11 protein-coding genes are annotated in these 13,616 nt (G+C 59.7%); all 11 read right to left on the minus strand.

Going from position 1 to position 13,616, the window contains the following annotated elements; translation table 11 throughout:
- Positions 1-3 precede the first annotated feature (3 nt).
- Positions 4-1,101, minus strand: coding sequence for an OmpA family protein (locus EJD88_RS18450; RefSeq protein WP_158878690.1), 1,098 nt, complete (start codon positions 1,099-1,101; stop codon positions 4-6).
- A 23-nt stretch (positions 1,102-1,124) separates the two neighbouring features.
- Positions 1,125-1,565: a type VI secretion system baseplate subunit TssE gene (gene tssE / locus EJD88_RS18455; RefSeq protein WP_158878691.1), complete on the minus strand. Its 441-nt coding sequence runs from the start codon at positions 1,563-1,565 to the stop codon at positions 1,125-1,127.
- Positions 1,566-1,568: 3 nt separating this feature from the next.
- A complete protein-coding gene (tssJ, locus tag EJD88_RS18460; RefSeq protein ID WP_158878692.1) occupies positions 1,569-2,105 on the minus strand; it encodes a type VI secretion system lipoprotein TssJ in 537 nt (178 codons plus the stop codon).
- A complete protein-coding gene (tssG, locus tag EJD88_RS18465) occupies positions 2,086-3,183 on the minus strand; it encodes a type VI secretion system baseplate subunit TssG (RefSeq protein WP_158878693.1) in 1,098 nt (365 codons plus the stop codon). Before tssG ends, tssJ begins: the two co-directional genes overlap by 20 nt.
- Entirely contained in the window at positions 3,147-4,916 is a 1,770-nt protein-coding gene (gene tssF / locus EJD88_RS18470) for a type VI secretion system baseplate subunit TssF (RefSeq protein ID WP_158878694.1), read from the minus strand. The genes tssG and tssF overlap by 37 nt, the downstream gene beginning before the upstream one ends.
- A 24-nt stretch (positions 4,917-4,940) precedes the next feature.
- Positions 4,941-6,527 carry a type VI secretion system protein TssA gene (gene tssA / locus EJD88_RS18475; protein WP_112194906.1) on the minus strand — a complete coding sequence of 529 codons (1,587 nt, stop codon included), beginning with the start codon at positions 6,525-6,527 and terminating at the stop codon, positions 4,941-4,943.
- Positions 6,524-9,871, minus strand: coding sequence for an ImcF-related family protein (locus tag EJD88_RS18480; RefSeq protein WP_158878695.1), 3,348 nt, complete (start codon positions 9,869-9,871; stop codon positions 6,524-6,526). Before EJD88_RS18480 ends, tssA begins: the two co-directional genes overlap by 4 nt.
- Positions 9,872-9,880: 9 nt before the next feature.
- On the minus strand, positions 9,881-10,963 hold the full coding sequence (locus tag EJD88_RS18485; RefSeq protein WP_256674403.1) for a hypothetical protein: 1,083 nt from the start codon (positions 10,961-10,963) through the stop codon (positions 9,881-9,883).
- A gap of 155 nt (positions 10,964-11,118) precedes the next feature.
- Positions 11,119-11,382, minus strand: a complete 264-nt coding sequence (locus tag EJD88_RS18490) for a PAAR domain-containing protein (RefSeq protein ID WP_099585142.1) — start codon at positions 11,380-11,382, stop codon at positions 11,119-11,121.
- A 391-nt stretch (positions 11,383-11,773) separates the two neighbouring features.
- On the minus strand, positions 11,774-12,661 hold the full coding sequence (locus tag EJD88_RS18495; RefSeq protein ID WP_099585143.1) for a tetratricopeptide repeat protein: 888 nt from the start codon (positions 12,659-12,661) through the stop codon (positions 11,774-11,776).
- On the minus strand, positions 12,661-13,616 hold a 956-nt coding region (locus EJD88_RS18500; protein WP_371926562.1), incomplete at its 5' end, for a glycoside hydrolase family 19 protein. The genes EJD88_RS18495 and EJD88_RS18500, both read right to left, overlap by 1 nt.

The raw sequence follows: 13,616 nt of genomic DNA on the forward strand, positions 1-13,616 counted from the left end.
AGTTTATTCCAGCGCCAACGTGACATCTTCACAGGCCCCCCTCTGCGGCACCAGATGAATATCGACACGCCGGTTGGCAGCACGCCCGACCTCGGTGCCGTTGCTGGCGATTGGCTGACTGGCCCCAACGCCCTGCACGGCAAAGCAGCTGTCGGCAATGCTCCCCATGCGTTGCATCCAGTCACGCACAGCGGATGCGCGCGCCTGGGACAGGGCCTGGTTCTGCTCGACAGAACCGGTTGCATCGGTGTGCCCGGCAATCACGATCAGCCAGCCCGGCCGGGCTTTGATGCCGACCAAGGCGTTGATCAACACGTTGGTGGAATCCGGTTTCAGCGTTGCACTGCCGGCATCGAACAGCGCCAGGCTGTCCAGTCGCACCGGTTCGGGCAGGTGGGTTTCAGGCTCAGGCACCACCAGCCACGTCCGCCAGGCGAACATCGAAAACAAGGCAAGGATAAGCCCCGATACCAATAGCCAGGGCAGTAGTGGGTGGCGCCGCAGCGGCGCTTCAGGAGGCGGCAGGATCACGACAGGTGTCATCAATGCCGGACTTATCACCCTCAATGGCACCGGTAGCGCTTCACTGGATGAGCCGAGCTGTTCCAAGCGCTGGCCGACCTGTTGACGCAGCGCCTGGAGCGACGGCAACGTGCCGTGGGGCAAAAAGCGTGGCTGCAACCGGCCCAGCTCGGCGTGCAAGTGGGCCAGGACAGGCACGCTGTACGACGTAATTGTCGCGCGGCGCAGCAGTACGTGCAGTTGATCGAACAGCCACCCCAACAGGTCGAGCCGGGAGGACTCCATTGGCGGCCATACATGTGGCCACTCGCTGACCAACGCCTGGATAATTGCAATGCCGTGGGCCATCCCCTCCATACCCTGACGCTGGGCGCACGCCAGGGTGTAGTTGCACGCGGTTTGCAGGTCTGCGCCGTTGCGCTCGAACAGCCTCATGCACCACCGCTCGACCTTCACCCAATCCACATCCGGACAGGCGGGATGGCCGAGCTTGGCCAGCTCATCGCGCACGTCCGTGAATTCGCTGAAACTGCGCGGATCACCGCCCACTTGAATACCCATCCCAAACACTGTCGTCATCGAGTTTCCCTTGCGTTATCGCTTCAAGACCTGGACAGGTACTGCTCGCGCTTCAAGTGACGCACCAGCACTTTGCCCTCGGGGCCCAGGGTGGTGCCGAAGCTCACGCGGTGCCCGTCTTTCAATTGCAGGTCCAGGGCATATTCAAGATGCCCCGGCAACGTCTGGGGCAGCAGTTCGACCGCCACCGCCGCCAGACGCGGTTCGTACTTCAGCAAAGTGGCGGTCATGGTGCTGATCAATCCATGGGCGGTGGCGGGCAACCCTTGCAGGATCAGGCCCATGTCCGGCAACCCGTAATCCGGCAGATGGCTGAGCGCACCCGCGCGGCTGTTTAGGATGCGTTGCACGTTATCCAGTACGGACAGGGTGTGCTGGTCCTGCTCGCTCACGCGATGCAGTTCAAGTTCACCCTCGAAATTTTGCAGCAGCAGTTCGTAAAGCGAAGGGTTGGGCTCGGTCATGGCTCAGTCCTTCCCCAGGGGCCGCAGCGTCAGGCGGTTGTCTCCCAGCTCGATCACCCGCGCCCGATCCGGGTCCAGGTCGTCGCGCGCCAAGGTCAGGCGCCACGTGTTGAGCCGGGTATCGGGGTCTCGGAACAAGGCCACTACCGTGACGAACCGTGTGTCCGCATCCATAGGCACATTCAGTTGCGTCCCCTCCTCCGGCCTCAGCACTACCGAGCGTTTGTCCAGCAACGCGCTCGCCAGAAGTTGATCATCATCGGCCAGCAAACCTTCGTAGGTGGCCAGCTCCACCGCCTTGTTGTCGCGCAGTTGGTACACCCGTATCAGAGTCGGCACCGACAACCCACTTATGTCGCGGGTCTGGGTGTTCAACGCGGTGCGCGCGCTGAAATCCAGGTGCAGGGTTTTGACCTGCTTGTAGAAGATCGCCCTGGCAGTCGACGCCGTGCCGTCCGACACCGTCTGCGCCAGGCCACACCCCGCGAGCGCCAGCGCAGTCGCCGCCAGCATCAATGACTTAGAAACGGTACGCGACATGCTGCGTCTCCCTATTGCACGGGTTAATCGAAAGGCCCTGGTAGCGGCCAAGGTTGATCGAAAGGCTGTCATCAACCGGCGCCTGCCAGGCATCGCCGCGCCACCCGAGCACACCGGTCATGCCTAGCCGGATCGGCGCGTGCCCCAGCACCGGTAAAGGCAGGCTGCGCACCGGCAGTGACAACTGCAATTTCACCGTGCATCGCCAACCCAGGTAGACACGTAGCAGTACCAGCAAATCGCGATACAACTCGCCATCCGGCAACCAACCACGGGCTTGCAGGGGGTCGTCGGTATAGAGCGCCAGGCGCAGCTGGCTGTTGGCGTCCTGGCCGACGCTGCCCAGCGGCATACCCTGGGACAAGCTCACCGGACGTTGTCGGGAAAGGCTGGCCGGGTGCGCCAACGTAATGCGTTGCGCCCAGTGCGCAGTCACCTGCGCCTGGGTGTCGGGGGCCAGCAACTTGACCAATGCCATGATGCCTTCGGCATTGCGCGTGGGCAGGCGCATCACACTGAGCAATGCCAGGAAACGCGAGACCGGCGTAGCGATCTGTCGCGCAGTGCCGGGAATGCCCAGGCCGATCAGGCCCAACAGGCATTGCGAAGTTGCATCGGTGCCGCCGGCTTCGAACGTTGCCGGGTAGGAATACTTGCGCCAGATCCGGTAGAGCTGGGTGAACAGCCGGTGATTGAACATGTCCAGGAACGCTTGCAGCGCAGCATGACCTTCCCGGCGTTGCGCGATGTCATCCAGAAATGCCGTCGGCATCGGCGAGTCGACCCCGTACAAACCGAGCAAGCGTGTGCGTACCGTCGCTGGCCGCTCAGGGCATACGTCATCGATTTCGATCGCCTTCAACTCGCTGGCCGGAAATCCCATGCCCGGATCAGGCCTAAAGCGCACGGCATCGTCGGCGGGATGCGCGGTGCTGCCCAAAGGTGGCTGCCCCGGTAACGCCTGCTCCAACAACTGGCAAAACCGATACAGATTGGCCTCGGCCACTCGCGGTTGCAGGGCGTCCAGCAAACCGACGGCTTTCAGCCGGGAATACGCTGACTGTGGTTCTCGTTCCATCGCAGGCACTTTCCAGTAGGTTGCAGGATCAGCGTGAGCTGGGTGAACACATGAATATCGGCATACAGAGCAAAGAAACGGTTGAGCATTTCGCCGAACAGGCTGATGTCGCCCTCCCCCGAAAAGCCATGGGCGTCCAGGGTGATTTCGATATCAACCCCGCGCAGCAAAAAGCCTTTCTCGAACCGCTGCACCAGGTGATGCCTGACCTCGACAATCGCGGCCAGGCGACGCCGATTCAGCTCACTGCCAGTCCAGTCATAGAGCGCGAGCGTGCCCCTCAGTACCTCGGCATCGCCCAGCATCGGCAGGAAGTTCGACCCCAGGTGGCTCAGCACCCGCCAGTGAAAGCGGTCACGATTCGGCGGATAGCACGGCAAGGTCGGCGCACACAGGTTGCGCACGCGTAAAGCAGTTTGAGTGGACTGCACTGGGGTATCGAGCAGCGCGCTTTGCAGGGCCTTGCGCGGTAACTGACCGTGAGTCCCGGTCAGGCGCAACGAGAGATTTTCCTGCTCAAGCAGGCGGTCTTTGTCGAAGCCTTCGCCACCCAGGACCAACCAGGTGTCGTGCAGGCCATTCGCCGCGCGCTTGAGACGCGTATGGAAGTAGCGCTCCGGCGCTTCATCGCGCAGCATGCCGCCCTTGTGCCGAAAACTGGTGAACGGCACATAGTCCTGGCGCTCGCCGTTTCTCGACGCGGTCACGCGGTCCACTGAATAGATCTCCATATGGCCATCCTGCAAGCGCATGGGGCGCAGCAGGTAGTCGGTTTGCAACGGCGCCAGGGTCAGCGGGTCGGCCTCCAGCGGGAACAGGTTGATCACCGGCACGGCGTGCAGGCGGATGTGCTCGCGGGTCAGCTCGAAGGTCGAGGGCCAGGGTTCACGCAGCACCACCTCAAGCTCGAACCACTCGGTGTCGGGGGCAAGCTGCAAGTGCTCCAGACCACACAGGGTCACGAACATGAACTTTTCGCGGAAGCTGAAATACTCCAGCAATAGCTGATAGCCGCTGAAAGCGCTGTCACCCTTGGGCCACAGCCGGTCCTCTTCAGCAAAGCCCTTGGGCGCAAAATGCGCGGTGACGGGCTGGCGCTCGGTGTGGCCGGCCCAGCGCACATGCATCGCCTGGGTGTTGAGGGTGAGCGCCTGATGCAACGCACTGGCCAGGGGCGCATCGGCGTTGAGGTACAGAGGCAGTCGGCTGAGGTCGATCTGGCTCCAGTCGGTCAACGCGCCGCAGGAAAAACGTAGGCGCAACACTGAGCGGCCGTCCGGCTCAAAGCCCCGCCCAACCGAGACCAGAGCCAGTGGCCGCAGGGTCAGGTCCTGGGTGGTGGTGTAGCGGCAGCGTGTACGGTGTGGCCCGATGGGTTGTGACAGCACTTCGAAACCCTGGGCGATCAACTCGCTGCCTTTCATCTGCGCCAGTTCCGGCACCAGCTCGACCACCGACAGCGACGCAATGGTGCGCAGGTAATGCGGCCACAGCAGGCTGACCAACCCTTCGGTCAGCTCCGGCAGGTCATCGTCGAGTTTCTCCCGCAGGCGGCCCATCAGGAACGCAAAACCTTCGAACAGGCGCTCCACGTAAGGGTCCTGCGCGCCTGGTTTGTCGAGGTTGAGCTGTGCGGCCCGATCCGGGAACGCCTCTGCGAACTCCTTGCCGGCCTCGCGCAGGTAGCGCATTTCGGCGTCGAAGTAGTGCAGCGTCAGATTGTCCATGCTCACAGAAAAGCTCCTTGTGTATGAGGGTCAGCCGCAGAGCACTGCGGCGCGTACCGGGTCGATGGCCACGAGCGCCGCCAGCAATGTTTCCATGCGCCGCGCCAGGGTGGGTTTGTCGGCGTCGTTGCGCTGGGCTTTCACGCGCAAGAGCTTGAGCAGGCGCGCCTTGACCTCGAAATTCAGCTCGGGCTCCCACTCGCCCAACGCCTGGCGTTGCGCGGTGGCGTCCAACTCCCCGAGCAGGTGGACGGCCAAGTCGCTCTTGCCATACTGTTCGGCCACCCGCGCCATCAGCAGGCGCAGCAGCCAGCGCTGGCGACCGGTGTGGATACCAGGGCGCGCGGCCAGCCAGGCGAGCGCATGGTCCACGCCGTCACTGTCAGCCTGGGCGATGGCCTCGCCTTCCAGCGACAGGACGTCGCCGTTGTCTGCCGCCGCAGCCACCGAGGTAACGGGCAGCCACGGCTGGGGTCGGTTGCCGCTGACATGCTGGACGATCCATTCGCGGGTGGTTTCGTCCGCGAAGGGACTCCCGTCGCTCCAGCACAACACCTCCAACCCCGGCAGGCGTTCGAGAAACATGCCCAGGTCGCGCTTGGTGATATCGCCCCAACCGTTCTCGGGCGCAGGTTGTTTGCTCAAGGCCTGGTACAGGTACCACTGCAGATCGAGCCAGAAATGGTTCACACCTTCGGCATAAATCCGCTCGACCTGATCAATCAACTCGGCCCAGTTCTGTTGCAGGTACAAGCGCTTGAGCTGTGCCCGATAGTCCCCTCTCGGCGGTGTCAGCCGCGTGTGGTTGTTCTCCTCTTGAGGCGGCGCCTGATGCACCGTGTCCCAGCGCAGGCTCTTCATCAGGCGATGAGCCGCCAGCCATCCCAAGGGTTGCTCGCGCAGGTAAACAGCCAGGGCCCGACCGCTGTCGAGCAGGTCGCGTCCGGATTTGATCGACGTGACGGGCAAGGCATTGGCTTGCGCCGAGGACTCGTGGCTGGCGGTGTTCTGTGGCACCAGCGCCTCAGTCCCGCCGGACTGTGCCAATCGCGCGGACAAGGCGGTATACAGCGGTTCCAGGTTTGGCCTTTGCCCCTGCGGCCATGTACTCAAACCACGCTCAAGCCACGCAAGCGCCGCCGCGGTACGCTCGGCTTCAGCCTTGACCACTTCCGGGTACAGCAGCAGTGTGTCCAGCACCTTGCTGCTGGCCAACCATTCCAGGGCCATCCTGCGGCTTTGGGGCCGGGCTGGCAGCACCGTTTCGGCAAATCGCTCAATCAACGCGGCCAACAGGCTGAGGCCGTCGGCCAACCCAACTTCGCCCTCCTTGTGCAAGCGCGCCCATAGGTAGTAAGTGGCGACACGCAGATCTTTGCAGCTCTGGTGAAGCAGCTTTTGCGCCAGTTGGGCGACCTGCCCGGCATCGGCACCGGAGAGCTTGCTGACTTCGTCGCGCATGCGCTGGAAGTCATCGTCGTAGCCAGGGTCTTTGCCGACGGGAAACTCGGCGCTGATGGGTTGCAGCCAGGGTTGCCAGTGGTCGGCCTGTTCGTGGGCGACGCAGAGGGCATCGCGGGTGCCCAGGCAGCGGGTGATCAAGGTGCGAAGGCTCATGGGAAACTCCCGTTTTGTGCGTAGGCTGCCTGGCTGTCGGGCTCGCTGAGAAATATCTGCGCGGGCAACGTGAAGCCTCTCAACGTGAGCAACGCCAACGGCCCTGCGTCAAATTCGGTGCGCAGGTGCCAGGTCAGGCTTACGCCATCGGGCGCCTTGAGCAGCAGGCGATAACGACTGTCAGCGTCGTCCAGCGGCGTGACCTGGGCGTTTTCCAGCCAGCGGATCAGGCCCCAGGTGCCGGGGTAATCGCCGAACAGGCGCTCGCCGGCATGCACGCTGGTCCAGCTCAGGCTTACGCCGGGATAGTCGCTGTGGCCAGGCCATTGAAAACGCTGCCAGCTTTCCTTCTGGTTGAAGTACTGATGCCGGTCGCCGTTAAGGATGAACGTGGTCTGCACCACATCGCGCACGGCTTTGCCTTGCAGCTCGAAGCTCAGCCCCATGCCGCCGTCGGTGTAGAGCAAATCGGCGAGGTTGCTGAGGTGGTTGATGGCGCCGAGAAACTGCGGATTGAAACGCAGCCCCTGGCTGTGGCGTGGATCGGCGACCCACTGGCTGCCCTCCTTGCGCAATACACCGCTCAGTTGCCGCTGTAGAAACTGCTCGATGCGCCCCGAATCCGCGCGGATCATCTGCCCCAGCATCGGCAACGAGGCATCGCTGGCCGTGGCCGCAAACGGGTAGCGACTGGCGAAGGCCGCGTTCCACGGATTGACGATGGAGCGCTGCCATTGGCTGTTCAGGCCAGCGGCCGACGGTTGCAAGACCCGCTGCCAGGCCTGCTCCAGCGGCTGCACGAACAGCGTCTGCGCCGCCCCGCTCCACTGCGCGCCCAGGCTGGCGGCGAGCAGGCTGCCGTAGGCCTGGGTGTCGGTCAGGTCTACACGGCGGCCTTGAAACACGGTTTGCGCCAGCGCCTGCGTCATTTCCAACGGGTCGGGCGCGGTGCTGACTTGCTGGAGTTTCAAGCGCACTCGCGTCACCTGGGTCAGGAAGGCCTGGAGGCTCAGGCCGTCCGTGTTGTTCTTGTCCAGCAGCGCCAACAACGGGCCGAAGGTCGCCGACAGCGGGTCCTTGATTTCGCGCACAGGGACCTTGTCCTGGCCAATCAGCCTGTGTGCGGATGCCGCCAGCGAATCGACCAAGGCCTCGGTGCGAGTGCCAGCCTGCGCGTGATAGGCCACGGTATTCATCAGCGCAATCAGCGGTGACTGGCGCACATCGCTCATCAGCGTCAACTGGTCGATGGACTCGTCAAGGCTCGCTGCCGGTTGCCAGCGCAGGCTGTTGAGCAGGTCCAGCCAGGCGCTGGCATAGTCCTGGAAGTAGCGCTCGGCAAGGCGCTCGCGCAATTGGTCGGGGCGTAATCGGGTGTCGATGTCGGCGGGTTTGTCGCTGAGTACCCAGTCGATTTCCTCACGACGGGCGTCGGCGATGTCATCGATGGCTTGGCGCACCTGCCGCTCCCACGCCTGCCGGGTGAAGACGCCGGGCACGCTGGCGTCGCTGGAAAACAGCGCAAAGGCATCGGTGTCGCCGACCAGTTGGTGCAGGTCAAGGGCCGGATAGTGAGTGGCGGCGTCATCGAGCAGTTGCTGGTACAGGTTGGCCTCGGCGTTACGCTGGCCCAGTTGACCCAGCAGGATCTGTCGTACGTGCGCGATCAGCCGCGCGTCAGGTTCGATGCGCCAGGTCGGGTTGGCGGCCAGGTGCTCGGCATAGAATCGCCAAAGCGCGGGCGACAAGGTTTGCAAAAGACCTGGCGGAACTCCTGGGCGGGAGGGCTCAACGTTGCCCAGGGTTTTGACCAACAAGTCGGCATCAGCTTTGTCCGGACGCGCCATCATCAGGTAGGCCTTGAGCGGGTCATAGGCCTCGCGGGCGCGCTCGGCACGCTCTGGGTTATCCGCTTGCAGCCGGACCAGCGCGCTGAGTTGCTGACGAAGGCTTGCGGCGGCCGGGTCGCGGATCAGGCGGTTGTTGGCCTCGACGTAGCGCGGCCACACCGTTTCCAGCAGCGCCGGGTTTTGATTCAGGCCGAAGCGCTGGTACCACGGTGCACCGTGTTGAACGCGATCATCCAAGCGCGCCAATTCGCGGACCAGTTCGTTGAGGGCCTGGAGCTGTTCGTCAGCCTGGGAAGCGTGCTGCAAGGCCACAACCGAGGCTCGAACCTGCTGGATCTGGGCGCGATTGCTGATAAAGGACAACAGCAGCCCTGCGCTCCACAGCATGGCCACGCCGAGGGCCAGCACATACCCGATTCGCGGCACACTCCAGCCGAATCGACGATGATTGAGGGGCTTGTCATCGAGCACACCCTGCCAGGCGCCATCCACCGGCCAAAAATGTTCGGGCATGTTGTTGATCGGCAACACCGGCAGACTGAACCACACCCCACGCAACGACACACCGGCGGCCAACCCGCCAGCCAGGGGCGCCAGGGTGTGACACCAACGCGCAATGCCCTCGTCTTGCAGATCCCGCGACAGGCGCAGCAGGAAGTCATGGTTCATGACCGCGTTCATCTGCGCCAGGCCCTCGCGGCGCAAGGGCTCCACCAGACGTGTCAACGCATTTTCCAACACCGCCGGCGTAAAGCGAGCAGGCAAATGACAGCCGACCGGTTGCGCCATGCGCCCGGCCTGACGCCATTGGCTGTCGCAGACCTGCCACAAGTACAGCGGCAACTGCCAGCCAACGCGTTTGGCCAGGCGTTGCAACTGCCGCACACCCGCGCCCATTGCCGCATCGTCGGCGGCCTGGTTTTTATCCAGCGCCCAGACCACCCCGTCCAGCGCCCGCCCGCGGCTCAGGCCTTTCCAGCGCTCGGAGAATGATTGATCCAACGCCGCCTGGGCGCTGCCGCCCCAGAGCAGAACGGTACGTTGGCCTTCCAGCCAGAAGTGCTTGGTCAGGGTTGGGGCGAGGGCTTCGATTTCGGCGGGCTCGCCGATGACCAGTAGCAGGCGGGTTTTTTGGCGCCAGAAGAGGCCGTATTGAGCCCACAGTTGCTTTCTAATCGAGCTAAGGCGTTGCGCGGCGTCTTTATCAAGGGGCTTAGAATGATCGGCCTGCCGAGGCCGGGGCACATCATCCGCCTGCGCTTGCCGATAAGCCGAATGCCCCAACTGGTGCCCAAAAAAATGGTAGCCCACAGCGCACATCACCAGGACCAAGGTCGTAACCGCTATCACCCACAAGCCCGCGATTTGGCGATCATCATCAGAGCGAAGCCCAGCCAGCTCGGGGTACTGCCAGACCAATACACCCAGCACCGTACCGATCAACAACAGTACAACGACCAAAGCTCCCAGCCACACAACACGTCGAGTCTGCATTCGAAGTTCCTATTTCGAAAGCGATGGCACAGGCGTCAAGACCGTGCTCCAGAGCCCTGCATCAACGCAGCCGCTCCCGCTGAAGATGAATTGCGGCCCGGCGCCGCCCTGAATGGTCTGCGTCGCAGCGGCAATCGCCAGCCACGGTGATGTTTTGCCCGGGTTCCCCAGGGAGGTGTCCAGGTTGTAAAAGCCATGATTGTTCTTCGCAGGGAGCGGCACGGCCGCCAAGACCTTGCTCAGCGCCTCATTTCTCCGCACATCAACTCCCACTCGCCAGGTTTGCTGGATCGATGGCGCGTCGAGAGGCACCCAATCCAATGCCTGGCGCGCGGCGCAAAGCAAAGCGTCGGTGTTGGGCTCGCGCGCCTGCTCCGGGCGATGCAGGTAGGCGATTGGGGGCAAGACGGTTTGCGTCAGACGGTTGCCAAAAAGCAGTCCGACCGCCGCTTCAGCCGTTCCTACTGCCTGCTGCGGTGCAAACTGCAAAGCCACCACCAGCAAAGACGCCTTGTCGCCAATTCGTTGATCGAGCCATTGGTCCAGTGCGGCCAGGCCACTGCCTTCGTCGGGTACAGTGGGCTGGCGGATGCCGGATTCGCTCCATGCTTGGCGCCATAGGTCCTTCCAAACATGTTCCTGCAAAGCACTATCGACCTCCAACAGCAATGCCAACGGAGCATCGTCAGATAGCTGTTTCAGAATTGGCACCAAATCGGCAAGCATTTGCTTCAATAGCCTTAGTAACGCCTGCTCGGGAGTGTCATCCGCATCGCCTGCTATCCGGCTGTGACGCGGCACCGTTGGACCTTTCCGGGACAGCTGGGCCGTGATCGCCTTGACATCACCGCGCAGGGAACCGAGCAGTGTCGTTACCGACCCATCCGGTTCTCTTAAAGCTGTGTGTAGACTTACACCCAGTACCTGCTGCACACGCCGACCACGTCGATTTTTTTGGGTTAAATCCTCTTCACGTGCCTTATCCCACCCATCAGCGACCTGCTGTTGAACGAAATACAGCAACACACGTCCGAAGCTCAGTAAGCACCAACCCAAGAGCGGCCACACCAAAGCCATGCCCCAGAAATTCACGGGATGTTCGCGTAACGATTGAGTACCGAACAAAAACGTCCCGCACACACCAAACAGCAAAAGCAGCAGTGGCAGTAGGCCTAACCAAAGCCAACACCTAGGCCGCGAAGGTCGTGGCGACGGCGCTGGGACTTGATCCAATCTGACCGGCATGACTAACTCGCACTCGCCTGAAATAAAGAGGAAATCAAGGTGCAGCCACACGCGCAACGATGCCCATGAAACGCGACCGGAATGCCGTGGTCATGAAACGTTGGGTGGCCCTCGGCAATCTCTGTTCGACCATGGCCTGGAATCGGACAGTCCACCGGGTCGCCCTTGCGGGCAGCGCCAATACCTCTGAAAATCATGACGGTGGATCCTGATAGAACAGTTCCGCCGCCGGTTGTTTTGTCCTCTATACGGATTATGTTTTTCATACTCTTCCCTGGCTTCCGAATCAGTTCAATTATTTACCCATGTAAAAATTTCGCGCACTAACATCCGTCAAACAGTGGAGCCATCATCCCCTACAGACCCGATATCAACCCGCACCAAAACCACGAACCCAAGTCAATATAAAGTTGACACCGCCCTCTTTCCAACCCACCCGCATCTAGAATATTTAATATCTAAGCAACAACTATAAGTGCACTCACCCCTCGTAATGATCATTTGAAAGCGACCGCGCGCACGCCGGTAGAACAATTGCCGCCCGCAGCTCTTCAGCCGTAATTTTTCATCACGGCCGCGTTCAAAATACACGCCACTCAAAAATTCCAGGCTCACCGCTTCTGCAACACGAAGCAAAACCCTAACCATTACAGTACATCAATTAGAGTTAATACGATCAATCACCCTTAACGGAATTAACTTTTCCTTTCCCGCCTCCCTCATCAAACTAACATATTGCTTGTAGTATACCGTCGACTGCTCTCTGTCGGACGACCATAGCACGTCAGCGATATTTAATTTGAGAACAACCCTACCAGGAGCAACATCCTCTACCCTTTTAAATATTTTATACGCTTCAACTTCCTCGCCAGCGAACGCCAGGGCATAGCCAATATCATTGTACGCAACTACAGTAGACCTACCGACAGGAAAATCCACAAGCAATTGTTGGATTCGCTCAGAACTAAGATAGGCCTTTATTGCATCTACATCTGCATCACTCAGGCGATCTCGAACAACGCTAAGCGCCAGAGTTATAGAATCTATCAATTTTCCAGCCTCAAGCTCTAATATTTTCGCACTAGCAATTTTGCGCTTTGAGTACCAAAAGTGGCTTCTACCTCCGCTCTCTAAACGCCCTTCGTAACCAGACAGACTTCTAGAAAGTTCTGTTTGCCTTATGATTAAGCCAGGTTTTTTCTGAGTATAAACAAACGTTTCATATTGAGTTCCGTGAACACCAATACCAGAATGCTGAACGAGCCAAGCACACGTGAATAGAAAATAACTCTTCTTTCCTTTTACCGTATAAGTATCAACTAGCTCGGCTTCCCCACCCTCAGGCTCGCACACGTCGGCAATATAGTACTGCACTCCATTTTTGCCTGACAGGCGCCCACTTATAGTTCGACCACGCTCACCTTCCACCGACACGAACTCGACTGCATCCACATCATTAAAGCTTGGATTTAAAGAATAGCTCTTACCTTCTGCACAAATTGACGCCGAGCATCCAATCAGCATGAATAAAAAAAACTTAGCCATTATGAATTCAACTCCAATTCAACCATGCTCCGCAACTCATTAAAGAGAGAAACACGTTCCTCCAACCCAATCACGCCCCCATTCACTCGTCTCGAAATATCTGCAACGTGTTCGACAATTCCGTCTTCAGTCCTCAACACGAACGAACGGTCAATCACATCATTCATTCCACTCATGCTCCACCAGACAAAAGCTGACTCCACCCCGTACTTCAAATCGGTGACTATCAAATCTGGATTATCCAGAAAATCCCTAGGATCGGAAGGATCTTTTTGATTATGAATACGAGAATACTCACGATAGTTGTTTTTACCAGTCAGCTGTATAATCCCTCGTCCGCGATACTTGTATCCTTCCTGGCTTGCCTCATCTCCGTTACCATTCCTATTGGCATAAACATAACTGCCTAAATTAATCGGATTATTGGCATACGTACCTGGCTCACTCCAAAGCTTAGCGCGAAGCCTCGGAAAAGAAACACACTCATCCTTTGAGTCATCGTAGCCAGCTTGATTGTTTCGACAGCCAAAAATTTTCCTCATGCGGACTGGCGTGTAGTTCAGGTTCTCTTCCCGCACCTTGAACCCACTTTCATGACCAACCTGCGCCAACAGATGCGAAATTCTAAGAGAAGTATCAACACTATATAATTTTGCGTATTTATTTAAAATCGGAAGTATTGCATCGCAATAAGAATTCTCTATAGCAGGTCTCGCTTTTTTTAGCATGGCACGAGTTATTAACTTACGTTCAGAGGCTGCACCAAAGCAACTAAGCATGCCTATCGGATGCAAGTGATAAACCTGCCCATCCACCGGTAATCCAACGCCCTGCGCCACCTCATTCCACCAACTGATCTCCCTGATCCGCTCCTTTTCCGCCACCCAGTTTAAAAGTGGAGTCGAGCCGCTATGCCCCACTACATCGTCCAGTGCGTCCCACTTATGGGGTTCGT

It is taken from the genome of Pseudomonas sp. PB105 (genome assembly GCF_009764655.1).
Lineage (GTDB): Bacteria > Pseudomonadota > Gammaproteobacteria > Pseudomonadales > Pseudomonadaceae > Aquipseudomonas > Aquipseudomonas cyclaminis.